Consider the following 16572-nt stretch of genomic DNA (forward strand, 5'->3'; position numbering starts at 1 on the left):
CATAACTAATTCATATAAGATAACAAAAATCACTGTTCGAATTAAATTTTCCGTAAGTTGAGGATCGTTACTTTTAAAGTAATCCAATAAAGAAAATGCTGGAAAAAGCAGGACGAAGAGTAAAAGAGGGCGTTTAAACAAATCGAAAACTCCTTTTCTCATTTTTAATAATTATAACATAGTATAGAATTATAAATGCTTAGGTGGAAATGTTTTTACAAAATGAGGAATTTTTCACAGTTATTTTATCTTATTTTAATAATTATTATTATATATATTATTATCTGGGTATATTTATTTGACCATATCTGGGGAGAGGAATATTTCAATAAGTAATTGTTAATTAGAGGTGGTTTAAGACCTGCGTTTGTTTCCCTAGATTGCGGATATATTGAAGGAAAAAAGGAATAGTACTCTTACATCATGACTCCACACCAAGAAGCCCTTCTCAATCGCTGAGAGGGGCTGCTTTTTCCATTGCTTCGTTTAAATTCGATAGTGCCTCATGAAAAGTCTTCCCTCTGCCAATAAATCCACTGTTGTGTCTGTGCGCTGATACTTCCACACGATTATTAGTAGCAATTATTACATACTTAAATCCATTCGCTTCAAAAGTAACTGGTGTTTTCAATTTAATCCCTCCTTTTACCAATTAATTAGACAAATAGGAGAATATCCCTTGTGACAAAATTATGAATAGAATTATTAAAATAAATATAATAAATCAACATTTAGTTATAAAAACAAAATTGGAATCAATATATAGAATTGGAAAAAATAATATTATATTTTCAATAAATAATGTTGCAACAATAATCATTTTTTATGATATAGTGCAATTAAATACACGGTAATACAAGGGAGTGATAACATGGCAATTACTGTATTTAATGTTGCTGACTTCTTCCTAAATCGAGTTAAAACCGAACTGGGTAGCTCAATTACTCATTTAAAGTTACAAAAGTTATGTTACTATGCACAAGCGTGGTATCTTGCTTTGGAGGACAATAAATTATTTAATGAGCGCTTTGAAGCCTGGGTACACGGACCGGTGTGTCCTGACCTTTTTCAGAAATATAGAGATCATCAATGGCAAAGTTTACGACCAGTAACAGAATTCGAAGATTCTATCTTTACCCAAGAACAACTCGATCATTTAGAAGAGATCTGGGAAATCTACGGAAAGTATGATGGGAAATTCTTAGAAGAGCTCACGCACCAAGAAGATCCATGGATAGATGCAAGGGATGGCTACGATCCTACTGAACGATGTAATAATATTATAGATGTCAACCATATGAAGATTTATTACAGGGATCAATTAGAGGATTAATAATGGCTGGGAAAAAGGATAAAAGAAAACGAATTAAAGAACCCACAACAAAAAGCAGAAAAGGCAGTACTAGAATACCTGAACCCGAAGTGCTGGTATCTACAATTAATGAGAACCCGACTATTTCTTTTTTGCATCTATGTGAAAAAAACTGTCAATTACAAGATCTTGGCAAACAAGACTTAAAGCAACTTTCTAAGTTCCTAAAAAGAATTTCTTGTATGACTTGGTCTCAAATTAGAAATAGCGATGGAATAAAAATGAAAAAGATTCCTACCTATAGTCTTGCATATTCTTTACCTGCAAGTGTTTCAGAGGAAGAGGAAATATTTGAAATGAGAGTTTCTGATGGCCATAGGTTATGGGGATTCCAAAATCGTGCCACCTTTTATGTGATTTGGTTTGACCCCACACACTCTGTTTGTCCAGCTTAAAAAACCCTTCTCAAGTGAGAGGGGTTTTTATTTTTTTCAAATAATAGTTCAATAATGCTTCAACTCTGTTACGTATAGCTGGATTGAAATAGTTGTGTTTTTCCTCATAACCCTTCCAGATGAAGCTAAATTGCGTAAAAGACTCATCATGGGAAGTCTGCTGCACCTTCATTTGTTTTTTCCTCATTTGATCCTTAACTCCTTTTAAATCCCGTTGCACCGCCCTAAGTGTTTCATCCACCAGATCTAGATATGGTTGTCGAAGCTTAAAAGGAGCTTTTTCAATCACCTTAAAATCTTTTTCGAGAATTACAACAACCATTGGCAGATACATTGCCTTCTCAATTAAATCTCGATCTTCCTCTGGAATCCTTGTCATGCCTATAACCTCTCAACAGCTGTAATATCAACAATCATTATGCGGATATTATCATCGTCTTTCTCCAAAATTATATACTTCATTAAATAATCAACCTTGCCAACGATTCCAATGTGATCATTAAAATATCCTTCTTGCCATACAGTAATCTTTATTTCTAGTGTGTAATTCAGCGATTCCATAACAATAATGCCTATTTCCTCAAGTTCTTGTTCGTCCAGTTGCGGCTTATCCTGCTTTTCTTCTTCCTTGGCAGTGGTTTTTAGTAAGCCAGTGTGCTCATGCATGAAAAATCCCTGCCACTTTTTAAGACCACGATCACGCAACATATTCCCATCTCCTTTAACCAATATTATATGCGAACGTTAGTTCTTCATTCAATTGAAAACGAACAAAAGTTCGTATATAATTAATGGTAACAACAAAGGAGGTATGATCGATGAAAGGGTTATTGAAGAGAGCTGCAGAAACTGGTGAAGAATTAGAAATGATTTACCAGGACAACAAAGGGAATATCAGTCAGCGAAAAATCAAGGTTTTAACTGTTAATGAAGATTCTTTTCGTGCTTATTGTTTCATTCGACGGCAGCAGCGTACATTTAAATTGAATAACACTTTATCGATCGCACCAACACGTAAAATGAGGAGAGGAGCTTAAAAATGGCTAAAGTAAAGAAAAAAAGACCAACTAGAGACGAATTTGAACTAGAGGAGATTGGTAATTCACTTACAGAGGCACATACTGAGAAATCAGAAGTACACTTGATTGTTTGGGAAAAAGAACCTGTTCAAGGGAATATAGTAAAGATGGATAGTCGCACAAAGTTAATTCACATTGAAAAAAACACCGAGATTACTAAAGTCCCGTTTATGGACATAATGAAGGTTTCTATACTATAAACAAGTAAAGCTCCTCTCATTTGAGAAGAGCTTTTTTATTCCACTAAATCTCCCCATAAACTTTCCACTGTTTTATTAAGCAATCTGGCTATTTTGATAGCAACTGGCAGCGTAGGCATTGATTCTCCACGAACAATTTTACTGTATGCGCCTGGTGTTAGGTTCACTTTTTGAGCGATAAAGGCTTGCTTAATCCCCGTCTCTTTATGATATTTCTGCAGCTTAGTTTCCATGAAAAATCACCTCGCTTTATAAATTCTTCAAAAAATATGCTTGTCCTCTAAATTTTTGTGTGTTAGGACAAACATTTAATCACATATCTATTACCATTCAGCAAGATATACGGTTTTACATTCGCTAATTGCAGTCGTTTTAAAATTCTCTATGTGCACAGTAACCCGACATCAAAAATGCTAGTATTACCAAGGATTTCTTCAGTATTTTGTTATTCGTTTACCTTGCAACTATTACTACGTAATACTAAAAGGAGGGGTGGCGTTGATTTTTGAAATTCTTACTTCAACTTTAATGGGTGGTTTAGCTGGTTATTCATATTTAAAAAAGACTGGCATATCCAATGATGCAGATAAAATCCAAAGAATTTTTAACAACGCTGGCATGACGATCAGAGAGGATGGCAAAGTAAAAACTATTCGGCTTCAGCGCAAAAGGAGAATTGATGGAGGAATGGAGTATGTTTATCAGCTACCGTTAGGAATGTCATCAGAAGAAGTAATTGCGAAGAAAAATGTATTGGAGGATGGCTTGAACATTAAGGAAAAAACCTTTCAACTCCAGTTTTCCGACATTCTGAACCTCAAGCTTGATAAAACATTACTCAAACAATTAAAGGAGTTATTAACCAGTACAAAATCTCAGAAGGAAATTGACATTGAATTTGACGGCATGCTGCGAATTCGTATATTTAGCGAGGGGTTACAGAGCAAATATGAATGGAATGAATCTTACCTTAAAAAGAATACCTGGTCCGTTCCAGTCGGAAAAACAAGATCTTCTATTGTGCGGCATGATTTTGATGAGCACAAACATTTAATTGTTGCTGGATCAACCGGTTTTGGCAAGAGCGTGCTATTAAAACTTATAGTTACAACTCTAATCTGCCAGCAGCCTGAAAATGTTCATCTGCACTTAATTGATTTAAAAGGTGGATCTGCTTTTCAACGTTACAAGGATCTAAAACAAACGAAAAATTTCACTCGGGAGCCGGCAGCAGCCAAGGGGATTTTAAAAGAAATACAGAGCCAAATGGATATCACATATAAAGAAATTGTTGACCTAGGGTCTGAAGATATAAAGGAATCTGGCATAAAAGATCGGCATTTTATCATAATCGATGAAGCAGCTGACATAGCAGATGATTCGGCCGCGATGGAGGTTGTAACGGATATAGCAAGAAAAGGCAGGGGAGCTGGGTACTATTTGGTCTACGGGACCCAGTATCCATCCAGCCAATCCATCCCACAGCAGACTAAGAGAAATATTCCTGTGCGGCTTTGTTATGTACTTGATGATGCTACAGCATCTAATACTGCGCTTGGTCAAACTGGAGCTGAATCTTTACCAATGATACCTGGTCGCGGCATTTATAAAAACGTCAAAACACAAGTCGTGCAGACGCCATTTATCAGCAATAAAGAAATACAAAAGAAAATTGAGCCTTATATAAACATTAGACCAAGAGAGGAGTCGCCAACCATTGAAAAATCAGAAACGAATAGAGGAAATACTTTTAAGCTTGAAGAAATGTGATTACCTATCAAGGGAACAACTGCAGCGCATGCACCGCCTTGGTCAAGAGCGAAATGCCCAGCGGATCCTAAGTGGCATGGAAGAATACTTGTCTCACTTCTTGGAAAATAAAGTGAAGGTTTACTATTTAAATTCAGCAGGTCGTGAAATGGTGCTGTCTGAGAAAGTGCGCAAAAAGACAGCTCAAGTAAATCATTATCTAATGAGAAACGATCTGTACATCGTATGCGGCCGCCCAATCAGCTGGCAGAATGAAGTAAAAATAACCATTAACGACATATCCCTTATAGCAGATGCAGCCTTTATCTCCAATAAACTCCACCACTTTGTTGAAATTGACTACAAACAAACAATGTCCCAAAACATTCAAAAAATAAAGAAATACAAGAAGTTATCCACTTATAATCCACAATTTGTGCTTATCTGGGTAACTACAACGGATTTTAGGAAGAACAAATTAGAACAGCTATGTGAAGGGTTAAAATATAAAGTTTATTTAAGGGAGGATTTGAAGTGAAAACACAAACTATGTCGATCAGTGCATTTATGACGGGCAGCTATAAGAAAGAAAAGCCTAAGAAGAAATATGGGCAATTAGCAAGAAGGATAGGCACATCTATAGCATTCCCTTTAATAGCAGCTAAGCCAGCGTTTGCAGCTACTCCTGAAGCAGTGCCTGTTGCAGCAACTCAATTTATTGGTGAAAAAACTTTAGAAGTTATTGCTCATGCTTTGAATCCATTAATTGATTTAATGTTAGCCCTTAGTTTTCCTGTTTGTTCTATTATTATAGTAGGTTCTTGTTTTTTCTTTATGCTCGGCAAAAGCGAGCGTGGATGGAGTGGGATTCAAAATGCAGGATTGGGATATGTGTTGATTCAAATCATGCCAATGCTCTTAGGTGTGCTTAAGGAAATTGGTAGCGCAATTTAAATGTTGACGAATTGTTGACGAACACGGTCAACAATGCACCTTTTTAATCCGGTAAGAACTTGTTTGAATCATGGAGAAGCCTTGCTACACAAGGGTTTATCCTTTTTCTTCTTAATCATTCCTGTTATGTTTGCCACCTTGACAGGGTAGAGGTCGTGGGTTCGAGCCCCTCCGGAATCATCACTTTTTAGGAAGTTCCAAAACCTTGTGTAACAAGGTTTTGGAGCTTTTTTATTATGTTCAGAAAGGTTTGAGAATCCTCGGTTTTCTCGTCAATTATCGGAAATGCTCACAAAATGCTCACAACGTCTCTTTTGTTCGGTTCATTGCTTGATCGAAAATATCGGCTACTTGATCATCCTCGTTTGGCATTAGATGGGCGTAATACTCTAACGTGATTTTGGCGTTTGCGTGTCCTAACCGTTTTGACACCTTAACTAAATCGACACCCTCAGAAATTAAAATCGAAGCGTGTGTGTGCCGCAGATCGTGAAAGCGAATGGGTGGGACTCCGGATGTTTGAATAATCCGTTTCATTACTCTTAAAACATTCTGTGGATCTTGAGTCGTACCGAGATGGCTGCAAATGACGAGCTCTTGTTCGTTATAGCAGCCGTCCATTAAGGTTCTATGCTCTTCTTGTTTCTGTTTATGCAATGAGAGCATTTCAGCTAATTGTGTAGAGACTGGGATTTTTCGTTTTGCATTCTTGGTTTTAAGTGAAGATAGTTTATATCCTTGACCTGGGACAAACGCTAAAGAATGATTCACGCTTATAATCTTCTTGTCAAAATTTATATCACTCCACTTTAGTCCAAGGATTTCTCCACGTCGCATCCCAGTGTAAAGGGCTAAATGAAAAACAATTTTATGCCACTCTTCTTGACAATTGGCTAAAAAGGAATGAACTTCTTGGAAGGACCAGATTTTAATTTCTTCTTTTTTTAGAGAAGGTGGTGATGCCTCACTTACGGGGTTCTCTAGGACCTTCTTCCATTTCTTTGCCTGTTCAAAAGCTTGGTTTAACATTTGATGAATTTTCCGTATATAACTTGTGCTATAATCTTCATCAATTTTTTGATTGTAGAGAGCATCTATATCAAAGGTTGTGATAACTGACAGTTTCTTCTTCGAAAAAGGATTTTCATCAATTAAATGCTTTTGCATCATATATCGCCTACTGGCTACTGTTGTCTCTTTCACACGCTTTTGATAATGCGTCGAGAACCAGAAATTTAAATAATATGCTAATGTTTCATTTGAAATTTCTGCATATTGATTTTCATCTAATTCAGATAATAATTTCCTCAAGGCGACTTCAGCGTCTTTTTTTCTTTTAAATCCACCTCTTGATATTTGCTTTCTCTTTCCTGTAATAGAATCTCTAGGTCCATCTGTAATAAATGTGTATGTGTTTCCTCTTTTTTTGATGCTGCCTTTCATCTTGCTTTCCTCCTAGTTGATTAATTAAGCATTGGAAAGCAAGTGGTCTTTTATAATTTTGACCAATTGCTTATCTATTTATAATGTGTTGATTTGTTAATGAGAATAATAACTTATAAAGATTTTAAAATTTTCAATGCATTTTTAAATAGTGACTCATTTTGGGGAATACTGATTTCATGATTCCTAATATGGTTTGAATGAATGTATTCTTTTGTTGATGAGATTTTACTATGCCCTAATAATTGCTTAATAAAAGTTATTTCAGTACCCGCCTCAAACAACATGGTAGCAAAAGCGTGCCGTAAGGAGTGAACGTTGACAATAGGTAGATTGCCTAATTCTAAATATCTTCTTAGGCGTTTTCTAACATCTTCGGTACCAATTGGAAATAAAAAATCGGTTGATTGAGTGTTCATTTTTTGAATATAAAGTTTGATGGCCTTTGTTAAATTTATTGGTAAAACAATAACCCGTTCAACTCTAGTCTTAGTGTCATGTAGCTCAATTGTACTTTCCTCAAAGTGAATATCTCTATGTTTAATCTTTATTAACTCGGATACTCTGCATCCGGTCGTTAATAGAGTTGTAAATAATAAAAGCTCAAATTCAATATCTTCACTGTGAGTAACGATAGAATTAAAAAGTTTTAGTATTTGATGTTTGTTTAGAATTTTTATTGGCATACGGTCTGTACGGTAGTTATTAATATTAAATTTGAGAGTGAATGTTGGGTCAGCAAAATCATATTTCCTATATAAGTATTTAAAAAAACTTCCTATAGCTTTTCTGCTCATAGTCAACCAACTAGAGCCTCTATGTATATTTTGAAAAAAATATTCATCAATTAGGTTGGAGTTTATTGGCTTATATGCAATTATTTCTGCGTTTATATCCAATACTGTATAAATTTTATTGAGATAAAGTTCCTCCTTTGGTGTATCTGAATAGATGGAAAGAAAGTTAGCAAATATTTTGAGATGGGATTTATACTGTGTTTTTGTACGATTAGCATAATTCGATTGGATTAAAAAAGTCTCAATTTCTTCCTCACATATCCTCATTTATATTTCCTCCGATAAATAATCTAGAATTAAATTTTCCAAGTGAAAAGGAAAACGTTGAGTGACTTCTTCGAGTAAATCGTTTGGGACAAGTTTGGTGTAAATAGCAGTTGTGTCTGGAGATGAATGTCCAAGTATTTGACATAAATATTCCAAACGCATATTTGCTTTAAGAGCGTTAACTGCAAAAGTGTGTCGGAAAGAATGAACAGAAAAATGATTTTCGAGCTGCATTTCATTGATAATTTGTTTCATATTATATTGGATACTTCTAATAGATATTGCCTTGTTTCTATTAACTCCAAAATCTCGTGAGAATAGGTATCCTTCGTTGTTTATGTCCCATGTCTTCATACCAGTTGTTTTTAAATATTTTAAAACAACACTAGCTATTTCAGGATATATAGGCACGTATCTTTCTTTTTGACCTTTACCTTTTGTATAAATTAATTGTGTTTGAAGATTAAAATCCTTAATACGTAGATTGACTAACTCATGAACACGTAAACCAGTACCTAATAGAGTTATAAAGATTGCACTCCATAAATATCCATGTGTTCTTTTTTTAGCCTTTGTCAATATAGTCCTTAACTGCTTCGGACTAAAATAACGAGGTAAGAGGCTATATGACGTTTTTTCAAAACGATATCTTATGTCTTTTGAAATAAGTCCTTGCTCTAAGGAGAAAGATACTAGCTTTTTCAATATGGCTATATAAGTATTTTGCGTACCAAGAGATACACCATTTGATTTTCTAGGTTTACAAATCTGTAAAAAGTCATATAGGTGTTCTTGGTTAAGATCTTCTAAAAGTAAATCTGGCGAAGTACTTAGCAAAAAATTTTTAAATCGAGACAAAAAGCTTTTGTAATATTTGAAGCTGTTTTTAGCTTTTATCTTTGACACCTCTTGTTTTTCAAGGTTTATTAGAAATTGTTCGATTACAACTAATGCATTTGGTGAGCTTTTTGGACTCTGTGTGTTCCTGTTTTGATTTTGATTTAATAGATTAAGTAACTGCTCTTGGCTAATCCCTAGTTCTTCACAAAATTTTTTATGATCCATTGATAGTTTTAATTCTATTGGCATAAATCATTCACCATCCCAGCTTGTAAAGGATTATGTTGTAAGGTATTATTCTTTAGACGTTTTTTACTTTTTTCTAAATATCGTAATGTGGATTTCCAATGTGCATGTCCAAGACTTTTTGAAACTTTATCAAAATCATTATCATTTTCAAGAGCATTAGTAGTATATGTATGTCTTAGCCCTCTTGCGTTAATTTTAGAAGTTCCAAATGCTTCAATGTTTGCAGACCGTATTATGTTTCTTATAGATTTCGATGTTAGTTGGCCACCAATTTTATTAATAAATAAAAAGACACATGTAGGTTGAAAGTAAGGTCTAATATCTAAATAATGTTTAATAAAGGAAATAACCTCAAAACTTAGACTTAACTTTCTTTTTCCAGATTTCCTGCAATATAAATATACGGTTCGTTCAGATAAACTTATATCTTCAAGTGAAATGTTTGCTATTTCGATTGGTCTGCAGCCTGTATCCACTAAAATTAATAAAATAGCTATATCCCTTGATCTTGTGGGGCTTGTTGAAGAAGCTATACTATTAATTAACTCTAAAATCCTTTCAGACTCAAAATAATAATTAGACTCATTTGAAGCATGGATCATATTTTTCGGTATTGAGTAATTTAAAGAAGTAATATTTTTAAAATCTAGAAACTTACAAAGTACTCTCACTGCTTGTAATTTTTTGTATGCAGTATGTGCAGTAATTTCATCATTTAATATGCGCACTTTTAAATAGCTTTCAAAATGAGCAATGCGATCCTGGGTTATTAAATGACCTTCATTTAAAGAACAGACTTGTACTTTTTCTTTGGTTAAAAGATATTTCAAAAATTCATCTGCACGTTCCATATAAGATTTCGCGCTGGCATAGTTTAGAATTGATAAATAGTTTCCTAAATCAAGAATGATTGATTTAGGAACTTTTTTCTTTCTTTCGACTTTTTTAGGAATTTTCTTGTTAGATGAAACGAAATTATTCTGTACTTCATTTGGAGTAGATATCGGATTTGGAATAGTCATTAATTTTGACTCCTTTTTGGTTTACAATTTTTTGGATTAAATGTATAATCTGATCATGATTATTATTAATCATTTTTTTGCTCCTTTTTAAAGGACGCGGGCCAGTAAGTAACAATGACTCCAGCCTTTTGGGCTGATTTTTGTACACACAACAAGTGTGTCTAAAAATCATCTCGAAAGGTTTTTTTATTGCCTTTAAGAGAAGTTTTGTCAAATCAACCCATATTTATACAAAATATTGCGTATTATTTCGGTAATACGACAAAATCCTTTAGTTGAATAAAGGGTGATTAGGCAAAAGGATGGAACCCGTTTCCTTAATAATCAAATTGAGCAGCAAAGGTTTTATAAGTAAGAAACTTTAGTGCTTCAATTTTGCGTGGTGGGAATTAAAAATCTTTAAAAACCCATCGTAAAATATAAAAGGAGGCGATGTGTTATTGTATAAAAATTTTGTACAATACATCGGTAATAATTACATTTACCTTTTCAAGAAGGTAAATAATTTAGGAGGAAGTCTAGTGAAAAAGAGTGGGCATGTTTTTTACATGTTTCAACATGTATTACATTCTGCTGATATTTCTCCTAGTTATAATCAAACTGGTGATCCAGTATGGCAATCGAGCCACAAGGTTTTACAATTGATTTAATTCGAGTAATTAAGCAATTTGCGTATGGGAGTTTAACGAGAGAAGAATTTTATATAAAACACAAGATAAAAGATCGTGAAAAATGGGAAGAAATGAAATTTGTTGTAAGGGATACTTTTTTGTTTAACTCATTTATTATGAAACTACCTATTGGTTCTCGGTTTAAGGCATTAAAAGAGGTCCAGGGGTTAACAGAGAAGGATATCAAATTAATGGATTTTTCTAGTGGTATTCAAAGGTATTTTAAAGATGACCTAGAAGAAGAAATTAATACAAGTTTCTTTTATTATGAGTTGGCGATTCTTTTTGATGTTCCAGTGGAATTTTTAATGTTTGATAATCCAATTGAACGTAATGTAGATATAAACAGCTTTTATGAGTATAAAAAAACATGTCGTGAAGTAGTCGATATGAAAAAAGTATGTAAAGAAACATTAAACAGTCCACGACATAGGATTATTAATGGATATAGAGTGGATAATTCTAATTTGTTTTTATCAAGAATAAATAGTAGAGAATTAATAGTTCGAGTTGATAAACAAGTGAATTTTTTTAGCTTTGAAATATTTATTAATTCCTATCTAGCATTCGATAATCATATGTTAAAAAAGTTAAACGAGCTACTCGATAGTAAAGTAAGCCATATTTATTACTCTGATGCACTTCTTAGAGATGTGTATAAATTAACATTATTTGGTACGTATCGGGATTCTCAAAAAGAAAAATATGAACTAAATGAATATCTCAAAGAGTTTAAATTACGATACAGAAGTAAGCAAGTAAACATTTTATAAAATGTTTGTGTAAAAATAAATACTTTTCTGTAAAACCTCCTATTACCAAAAGTAAAGGAGGTTTTTTTGTGAATCATAAGCGGAAGGTATTAATTAATATGATTGATGTATGGATGCGTCAACTAGATGAGAATAATCAGAACTCTACGGGTAAACCTCAAGAAAGTAATACTGATACAGAGGATAAAAAAAATGGAAAATAAGGATAGACTTGAATATCCGATAGTTTTAACAGCAAAGGAGATAAGTAAAATCTTAAAAATATCAAAGCCTTCATCCTATGAACTAATGAAAAGAAGCGATTTTCCACTTGTACAAATTGGTAGATGTAAGAGAGTATTGAGAGATGATTTTTTCGAATGGTTAAGGAATTTATCATGAACTTAGTGAGGCTGGGACAAAACCTACCTCCAAGATAAAAAAGCCGGTGAAATTTTACTCATTGTAAAATTTCACCGGCTTTTATCATTTATAAATAAAAATAAGGACCACTTCTGATAAAATAAAGTCACCACAACAAATTTAATCAGAAAGAAGGGTCCTTATGTTTAAAGATTATAACATGAATCAAATTATTTTGCTTTTAGATTTAGCTGTGAAACTACAAGAAAATGATATCGCCTTTTCCATCCATCATTTAGTCGAAAGTATTCCTCAAGAAGCTTTTCACTCCTTTAGCCGTCAGACAGGCTGTCCATCCTACCATCCTCGTATGATGCTGAAAATTATTTTATGTGGTACACACAATCGACTTTCTCTGGACGTAAAAAAGAAGGTTTATTGAAAGATAGTATCCGCATGAAGTGGCTCGCACAAGGATATGAGCCAAGCTATCGCACGATCAACCGGTTCAGTGTCCACCCCGAAATGAAAGAATTAATACGCCGATGTTTCATCCAATTCCGATGTCAGCTGGTTCAGGAAAACCTGATTGATCAAGAAGCGATCTTTATTGATGGCACAAAAATTGAGGCGAACGCTAATAAATTTACGTTTGTATGGAAGAAAGCCATTGAAAAATTCCATGCCAATCTCATTGAAAAGTCTAATCAGTTATACAGCCAGCTTCTTGAAAATGAAATCATTCCTGAAATAAAAAGAGAGAATGAAGAACAGCTTTCGATTGAAGAGTTAAAGCAAGTCGCCAAACAACTAGATGAAGTAGTCGATGATTATACACAAAAGATTGAGAGCTCTGATGATGCAGAAGAGCGTAAACAGCTTCGGAGTGAACGGAAGTCACCAAAACAAATGGTAAAACAACTGAACGATTGGATTGCCCGCAAACAGAAGTATGAAAAGGATTTTAACATGTTTGGCACAAGAAACAGCTATTCAAAAACGGATCAGGATGCAACATTCATGCGAATGAAAGATTACTATATGCAAAACGGGCAATTAAAGGCTGGCTATAATGTGCAAATCGCGACAGAAGGACAATACGCACTGGCTTATGATGTGTTTCCAAACCCGACCGATACCAAAACATTTCCCCTTTCTTGACCGAATTGAACAGGAATTCTTTTCGCTGCCGAAATACATTGTGGCAGATGCCGGTTATGGAAGCGAACAAAATTATGATGACATTTTGACAAAGCGCAGCTGTACACCGCTTATTACGTATAATCACTACTTAAATGAGCAAAAGAAAAAGTTCAAACAAGATCCCTTCAAAACAAGTAACTGGGAGTATGATAAGGAAAGTGATACGTTCACTTGTCCGAATGACAAAAAGGTCATGTTTCAATACCATTCAACCCGTTCCGATAAAAGTGGTTACAAGCGACAATTAAAGGTTTATGAATGCGAGGACTGTTCAGACTGCCCATCGCGACCGTTTTGTACAAAAGCACAAGAAGGTACAAATCGTAAACTCATGATCAACGAGAAATGGGAACAGCAAAAAGAATATGTAAAGACGAAGCTTTCGGAAGAAGAAACGGCTGCCATTTACCGTCAACGCAAAACAGACGTGGAGCCAGTTTTTGGATTCTTGAAGGCTAATTTGGGTTTCACTCGGTTTTCGATTCGCGGTCAATCATAAGTCGATAACGAAATCGGCCTCGCGTAAATGGCCGTGAATATAAGAAAATATGCGGCAAGAGCGTAAGATCTTGCCTACCTAAGACCAAAATACATAAGAAAAAAGTGAAATCGACGAGCGATATCACTTTTTTTTCATTGACTGAGACTATTTGTCCCAGCCTTTCATTATAAAATATCATAATACAATTTCAATCACTCGTACACTATATAGAAGGAGGACTTGTACTATCACGAATTACTATTGAAGCACCGGAAATTGTAAGGCCATTTTCATTTTCTTCACCGTTTATAGTAGCGATTAGTTTCTTAACTGATTCTCTTCCCATATTGTAAAGTGGCATTTTTACTGTAGTAAGAGATGGTTGGAGCGTCGAGGTAAAAAAAACATCATGAAATCCAATTAAAGAAATATCTCTTGGAATAATTAAACCATGATCATGAATTGCTTTCATCGCTCCTAAACATGTCATAATGTTTGAAGCAAAAATTGCAGTTGGAGGAGTGGGTAGTTCTAGAAGTTTTTGCATCGACACATAGCCGCTTTCCACCGTATATTGACTCTCTTGTACATAGCTTGGGTTAAATGTAATACGTTCTTCTTGTAGTCCTTCTCTGTAACCTTTGAATCTACTTATTCCAGTCCCCGTATATAGAGGACCAGATATATGAGCAATGCGTTGATGTCCAAGGTCTGTAAGATGTTTGGTTGCAATCTTAGCACCTTGAACATCATCTAGAATAACGTAATTATTTATTTCAGGAACAAAGCGATTGACCAGGATAAATGGTTTTTTGTTTTGCTAAGATTTATAATATCGTTATTATCCAATTCTGAGTTGGCTATTAAAAGACCATCAATTTGATCTTCTAATAGATGAGAGAAATATCTTTTATCTAATCCCTTTTGTTTTAGGCTATAGACGAGTAAATTATATCCTTCTGAAGCAGCTTGGTCTTCTGCGCCATGGATAATACTTGCATAAACAGGATTAGAAAAATCAGGTATTACCATTCCTAACATTTTGGATTCACGTTTTTTTAGATTTCTAGCCGATTCCGGCATTCCCATTTTGAATTTGGTCTGCATAAAGGGGAATAAATATGGTAGTTGCTTATCTCTGATCTAGAATATTATGGCAGTATTATTGATTCTGTTTATACTGGCAAGATATGAGGTGTAAAATACAATATTCATTCTATTAGATTTGTCTAATATATATTGCGATTGCACAAACAGCTCTTTTATTGAAATACAAAGATATAAATTAAAAAATGAAATTGAGATTTATTCATCTTTTTCTCGGGAGATTTTTTGGAAGAAACCACAGAAAAAAATATTAAGAACAAAGGACTCCCTAATTACAGAGAGTCTTTCAGTTTTATGGAAATAATTTAAATGGTGCTCTAGGATTTAGGCTCATTTAAAAAGTCCGCGTGTTTAAAACCCCAATCACACATATCGACCAATACTGTTGTAAGAGTTGTAGCATGTTTAGTCAAACTATATTCAACTCTGGGTGGAATTTCTTTATATACTTTACGTTCTACAAGACAATCTTTTTCAAGCTCTCTTAGTTGATTTGTAAGCATCCCTTGTGAGATTCCTGGTAAGGAACGCTTAAGTTCTCCAAATCGTTTTGTGCCGTCGTATAATAGAATATATAGAATAAGCGGCTTCCACTTTCCTCCTATAACATTTAGCGTAGTTATGATTCCGTCAGATCCCTTGTCTAGCTCATTATTCATCAGATTATTTCAACTCCTGTTTAAGTGAACTAGCCATAAATTAAATCAAAAATGTTTATTTGTTTGAACAAGAATAATTAATTTAGACTTTAACACTTATTATACTCTGTGAAAATTCAATATAATAGTATGTTTTTTTTGACTATGTATGAAAACAAAGCCTACTTGTACGATAAATTAGTTTAGTTATACTAAACATGAATACATGTTAAGGAGGAAATTATGGTTAAATCAAATACAAAGATCGGAATTTTAGGAACAGGTAATGCAGGAACAACTCTTGGTGCTAAATGGAAAGATGCAGGTTATGAAGTTGTATTAGGTTCACGTACTCCTCAAAAACATAACGATCTAGAGATTCCTGTTAAAAGTTTAAAAGAAACAGCCGAATTTGGTGATATCATTGTGAATACTACACTTGGTGAAGTTTCTCTAGATATCTTAAAGCAGATTGGAGAAGAGTCCCTAAACGGAAAAGTATTAATTGATGTTTCCGTTGCGATGACAGAAGATTTTTCACTCAAATATAAAGAAAAATCTGGTGCAGAGATCCTTCAGCAAGAGTTTCCGAAAGTAAAAGTAGTGAAGTCACTTTGTACTATGACCTCTACGATTATGGTTGAGCCTTCCATCTTGGAAGCACCAACTACTGTTTTCATATCAGCAAATGACGCTGAAGCCAAGGAGATAACAGGTCAATTGCTTAATGACTTAGGCTGGTCACCAGAGTCGCAGTTAGATCTTGGAGATATTACAACTGCTCGTGGGCAAGAACAGTTTGCTATGATGTATTTCGCGTTAACTCAGTCTCTAGATACTGATATTTTTAATATCAAGGTATATGAGAAGAAATAATTTGGTAATATGATATTCAATATAAGGAGAATATAATAATCATGCAAAATGAAAAAGAGACTTTTTGAAGTTTCTTTTATCAAATTTTTTAATACAATCATTTGCTCAAGTTGA

At 34.2% G+C, this 16572-nt stretch carries 25 protein-coding genes; 14 read left to right on the forward strand and 11 right to left on the reverse strand.

The window, feature by feature from the left end:
• Positions 1–448: 448 nt before the first annotated feature.
• Positions 449–631, reverse strand: a complete 183-nt coding sequence (locus F7732_RS00560; RefSeq protein ID WP_151571784.1) for a hypothetical protein — start codon at positions 629–631, stop codon at positions 449–451.
• A gap of 240 nt (positions 632–871) precedes the next feature.
• On the opposite strand from F7732_RS00560, the gene F7732_RS00565 reads away from it, so the two are divergent.
• Both F7732_RS00565 and F7732_RS00570 read left to right on the forward strand, forming a co-directional pair.
• Complete coding sequence (locus F7732_RS00565; protein WP_151571785.1) at positions 872–1333, forward strand: Panacea domain-containing protein; 462 nt, start codon at positions 872–874, stop codon at positions 1331–1333.
• A 2-nt stretch (positions 1334–1335) separates the two neighbouring features.
• A complete protein-coding gene (locus tag F7732_RS00570) occupies positions 1336–1767 on the forward strand; it encodes an MAG6450 family protein (protein WP_151571786.1) in 432 nt (143 codons plus the stop codon).
• Between the two features lie 10 nt (positions 1768–1777).
• Here F7732_RS00570 and F7732_RS00575 read toward each other — a convergent pair whose 3' ends face one another.
• Together F7732_RS00575 and F7732_RS00580 are read right to left on the reverse strand one after the other, a co-directional pair.
• Complete coding sequence (locus F7732_RS00575; RefSeq protein WP_151571787.1) at positions 1778–2146, reverse strand: YhjD family protein; 369 nt, start codon at positions 2144–2146, stop codon at positions 1778–1780.
• Between the two features lie 2 nt (positions 2147–2148).
• Positions 2149–2475 carry a YolD-like family protein gene (locus F7732_RS00580; protein WP_151571788.1) on the reverse strand — a complete coding sequence of 109 codons (327 nt, stop codon included), beginning with the start codon at positions 2473–2475 and terminating at the stop codon, positions 2149–2151.
• 110 nt (positions 2476–2585) lie between these two features.
• On the opposite strand from F7732_RS00580, the gene F7732_RS00585 reads away from it, so the two are divergent.
• Positions 2586–2804, forward strand: coding sequence for a hypothetical protein (locus F7732_RS00585; RefSeq protein ID WP_151571789.1), 219 nt, complete (start codon positions 2586–2588; stop codon positions 2802–2804).
• Positions 2805–2806: 2 nt separating this feature from the next.
• On the forward strand, positions 2807–3046 hold the full coding sequence (locus tag F7732_RS00590) for a YolD-like family protein (protein WP_151571790.1): 240 nt from the start codon (positions 2807–2809) through the stop codon (positions 3044–3046).
• Between the two features lie 35 nt (positions 3047–3081).
• Here F7732_RS00590 and F7732_RS00595 read toward each other — a convergent pair whose 3' ends face one another.
• Positions 3082–3279 (reverse strand): helix-turn-helix transcriptional regulator, encoded by a 198-nt coding sequence (locus F7732_RS00595; RefSeq protein ID WP_151571791.1) that lies wholly within the window; start codon positions 3277–3279, stop codon positions 3082–3084.
• 265 nt (positions 3280–3544) lie between these two features.
• On the opposite strand from F7732_RS00595, the gene F7732_RS00600 reads away from it, so the two are divergent.
• From F7732_RS00600 to F7732_RS00610, 3 genes are read left to right on the forward strand one after another with little or no spacing between them, the layout of a single operon-like run.
• Positions 3545–4816, forward strand: a complete 1272-nt coding sequence (locus tag F7732_RS00600; protein ID WP_151571792.1) for an FtsK/SpoIIIE domain-containing protein — start codon at positions 3545–3547, stop codon at positions 4814–4816.
• Positions 4764–5333: a replication-relaxation family protein gene (locus F7732_RS00605; RefSeq protein ID WP_240056490.1), complete on the forward strand. Its 570-nt coding sequence runs from the start codon at positions 4764–4766 to the stop codon at positions 5331–5333. The genes F7732_RS00600 and F7732_RS00605 overlap by 53 nt, the downstream gene beginning before the upstream one ends.
• Positions 5330–5749 (forward strand): hypothetical protein, encoded by a 420-nt coding sequence (locus tag F7732_RS00610; RefSeq protein ID WP_151571793.1) that lies wholly within the window; start codon positions 5330–5332, stop codon positions 5747–5749. The genes F7732_RS00605 and F7732_RS00610 overlap by 4 nt, the downstream gene beginning before the upstream one ends.
• 300 nt (positions 5750–6049) lie before the next feature.
• On the opposite strand, the gene F7732_RS00615 is transcribed toward F7732_RS00610, so the two are convergent.
• The 4 genes from F7732_RS00615 to F7732_RS00630 all read right to left on the reverse strand — a co-directional run bounded on the left by F7732_RS00615 (position 6050) and on the right by F7732_RS00630 (position 10367).
• A complete protein-coding gene (locus F7732_RS00615; protein WP_151571794.1) occupies positions 6050–7192 on the reverse strand; it encodes a site-specific integrase in 1143 nt (380 codons plus the stop codon).
• 113 nt (positions 7193–7305) lie between these two features.
• Entirely contained in the window at positions 7306–8256 is a 951-nt protein-coding gene (locus F7732_RS00620) for a tyrosine-type recombinase/integrase (protein ID WP_151571795.1), read from the reverse strand.
• Positions 8257–9345, reverse strand: coding sequence for a tyrosine-type recombinase/integrase (locus F7732_RS00625; RefSeq protein ID WP_151571796.1), 1089 nt, complete (start codon positions 9343–9345; stop codon positions 8257–8259).
• Positions 9336–10367, reverse strand: a complete 1032-nt coding sequence (locus F7732_RS00630; RefSeq protein WP_151571797.1) for a tyrosine-type recombinase/integrase — start codon at positions 10365–10367, stop codon at positions 9336–9338. The genes F7732_RS00625 and F7732_RS00630 overlap by 10 nt, the downstream gene beginning before the upstream one ends.
• A 613-nt stretch (positions 10368–10980) precedes the next feature.
• On the opposite strand from F7732_RS00630, the gene F7732_RS00635 reads away from it, so the two are divergent.
• The 6 genes from F7732_RS00635 (at position 10981) to F7732_RS23540 (ending at position 13855) form a co-directional block, all read left to right on the forward strand.
• On the forward strand, positions 10981–11811 hold the full coding sequence (locus F7732_RS00635) for a hypothetical protein (protein WP_151571798.1): 831 nt from the start codon (positions 10981–10983) through the stop codon (positions 11809–11811).
• Between the two features lie 68 nt (positions 11812–11879).
• Positions 11880–12014 (forward strand): hypothetical protein, encoded by a 135-nt coding sequence (locus tag F7732_RS23170; RefSeq protein ID WP_275670900.1) that lies wholly within the window; start codon positions 11880–11882, stop codon positions 12012–12014.
• Positions 12004–12192 (forward strand): helix-turn-helix domain-containing protein, encoded by a 189-nt coding sequence (locus tag F7732_RS00640; protein ID WP_151571799.1) that lies wholly within the window; start codon positions 12004–12006, stop codon positions 12190–12192. Before F7732_RS23170 ends, F7732_RS00640 begins: the two co-directional genes overlap by 11 nt.
• 163 nt (positions 12193–12355) lie before the next feature.
• Positions 12356–12595, forward strand: coding sequence for a transposase (locus F7732_RS23530; RefSeq protein WP_476727079.1), 240 nt, complete (start codon positions 12356–12358; stop codon positions 12593–12595).
• Positions 12592–13314, forward strand: a complete 723-nt coding sequence (locus tag F7732_RS23535) for a transposase (protein WP_476727080.1) — start codon at positions 12592–12594, stop codon at positions 13312–13314. The genes F7732_RS23530 and F7732_RS23535 overlap by 4 nt, the downstream gene beginning before the upstream one ends.
• 40 nt (positions 13315–13354) lie before the next feature.
• Positions 13355–13855 carry a transposase gene (locus F7732_RS23540; protein WP_476727081.1) on the forward strand — a complete coding sequence of 167 codons (501 nt, stop codon included), beginning with the start codon at positions 13355–13357 and terminating at the stop codon, positions 13853–13855.
• 205 nt (positions 13856–14060) lie between these two features.
• Here the strand turns inward: F7732_RS23540 and F7732_RS00650 are convergent, their stop codons facing one another.
• From F7732_RS00650 to F7732_RS00660, 3 genes are all read right to left on the reverse strand, one after another.
• The gene (locus tag F7732_RS00650) at positions 14061–14639 is read right to left on the reverse strand and encodes a LacI family DNA-binding transcriptional regulator (protein ID WP_151571800.1); all 579 of its coding nucleotides are present in this window, start codon (positions 14637–14639) and stop codon (positions 14061–14063) included.
• The gene (locus F7732_RS23175) at positions 14609–14926 is read right to left on the reverse strand and encodes a LacI family transcriptional regulator (RefSeq protein WP_161598817.1); all 318 of its coding nucleotides are present in this window, start codon (positions 14924–14926) and stop codon (positions 14609–14611) included. The genes F7732_RS00650 and F7732_RS23175 overlap by 31 nt, the downstream gene beginning before the upstream one ends.
• A 335-nt stretch (positions 14927–15261) precedes the next feature.
• Positions 15262–15603 (reverse strand): winged helix-turn-helix transcriptional regulator, encoded by a 342-nt coding sequence (locus tag F7732_RS00660; RefSeq protein WP_151571802.1) that lies wholly within the window; start codon positions 15601–15603, stop codon positions 15262–15264.
• Positions 15604–15825: 222 nt separating this feature from the next.
• Between F7732_RS00660 and F7732_RS00665 the strand changes: the two genes are divergently transcribed.
• Positions 15826–16458 (forward strand): NADPH-dependent F420 reductase, encoded by a 633-nt coding sequence (locus F7732_RS00665; RefSeq protein WP_151571803.1) that lies wholly within the window; start codon positions 15826–15828, stop codon positions 16456–16458.
• The last annotated feature ends 114 nt before the right edge of the window (positions 16459–16572 follow it).

Source organism: Bacillus mesophilum (assembly GCF_008923265.1).
Taxonomy (GTDB): Bacteria; Bacillota; Bacilli; order Bacillales; family Cytobacillaceae; genus Cytobacillus; species Cytobacillus mesophilum.

Excerpts from the sequence above, each read along its gene's own strand:
- F7732_RS00630 (WP_151571797.1), bottom strand. The coding sequence starts at position 10,367 with ATGACTATTCCAAATCCGATATCTACTCCAAATGAAGTACAGAATAAT.
- F7732_RS00620 (WP_151571795.1), bottom strand. The coding sequence starts at position 8,256 with ATGAGGATATGTGAGGAAGAAATTGAGACTTTTTTAATCCAATCGAAT.
- F7732_RS23175 (WP_161598817.1), bottom strand. The coding sequence starts at position 14,926 with ATGGGAATGCCGGAATCGGCTAGAAATCTAAAAAAACGTGAATCCAAA.
- F7732_RS00665 (WP_151571803.1), top strand. The coding sequence starts at position 15,826 with ATGGTTAAATCAAATACAAAGATCGGAATTTTAGGAACAGGTAATGCA.
- F7732_RS00575 (WP_151571787.1), bottom strand. The coding sequence starts at position 2,146 with ATGACAAGGATTCCAGAGGAAGATCGAGATTTAATTGAGAAGGCAATG.
- F7732_RS00660 (WP_151571802.1), bottom strand. The coding sequence starts at position 15,603 with ATGAATAATGAGCTAGACAAGGGATCTGACGGAATCATAACTACGCTA.
- F7732_RS00635 (WP_151571798.1), top strand. The coding sequence starts at position 10,981 with ATGGCAATCGAGCCACAAGGTTTTACAATTGATTTAATTCGAGTAATT.
- F7732_RS00625 (WP_151571796.1), bottom strand. The coding sequence starts at position 9,345 with ATGCCAATAGAATTAAAACTATCAATGGATCATAAAAAATTTTGTGAA.
- F7732_RS00570 (WP_151571786.1), top strand. The coding sequence starts at position 1,336 with ATGGCTGGGAAAAAGGATAAAAGAAAACGAATTAAAGAACCCACAACA.
- F7732_RS00615 (WP_151571794.1), bottom strand. The coding sequence starts at position 7,192 with ATGAAAGGCAGCATCAAAAAAAGAGGAAACACATACACATTTATTACA.
- F7732_RS00595 (WP_151571791.1), bottom strand. The coding sequence starts at position 3,279 with ATGGAAACTAAGCTGCAGAAATATCATAAAGAGACGGGGATTAAGCAA.
- F7732_RS23530 (WP_476727079.1), top strand. The coding sequence starts at position 12,356 with ATGTTTAAAGATTATAACATGAATCAAATTATTTTGCTTTTAGATTTA.
- F7732_RS00565 (WP_151571785.1), top strand. The coding sequence starts at position 872 with ATGGCAATTACTGTATTTAATGTTGCTGACTTCTTCCTAAATCGAGTT.
- F7732_RS00585 (WP_151571789.1), top strand. The coding sequence starts at position 2,586 with ATGAAAGGGTTATTGAAGAGAGCTGCAGAAACTGGTGAAGAATTAGAA.
- F7732_RS00590 (WP_151571790.1), top strand. The coding sequence starts at position 2,807 with ATGGCTAAAGTAAAGAAAAAAAGACCAACTAGAGACGAATTTGAACTA.
- F7732_RS00640 (WP_151571799.1), top strand. The coding sequence starts at position 12,004 with ATGGAAAATAAGGATAGACTTGAATATCCGATAGTTTTAACAGCAAAG.
- F7732_RS00580 (WP_151571788.1), bottom strand. The coding sequence starts at position 2,475 with ATGTTGCGTGATCGTGGTCTTAAAAAGTGGCAGGGATTTTTCATGCAT.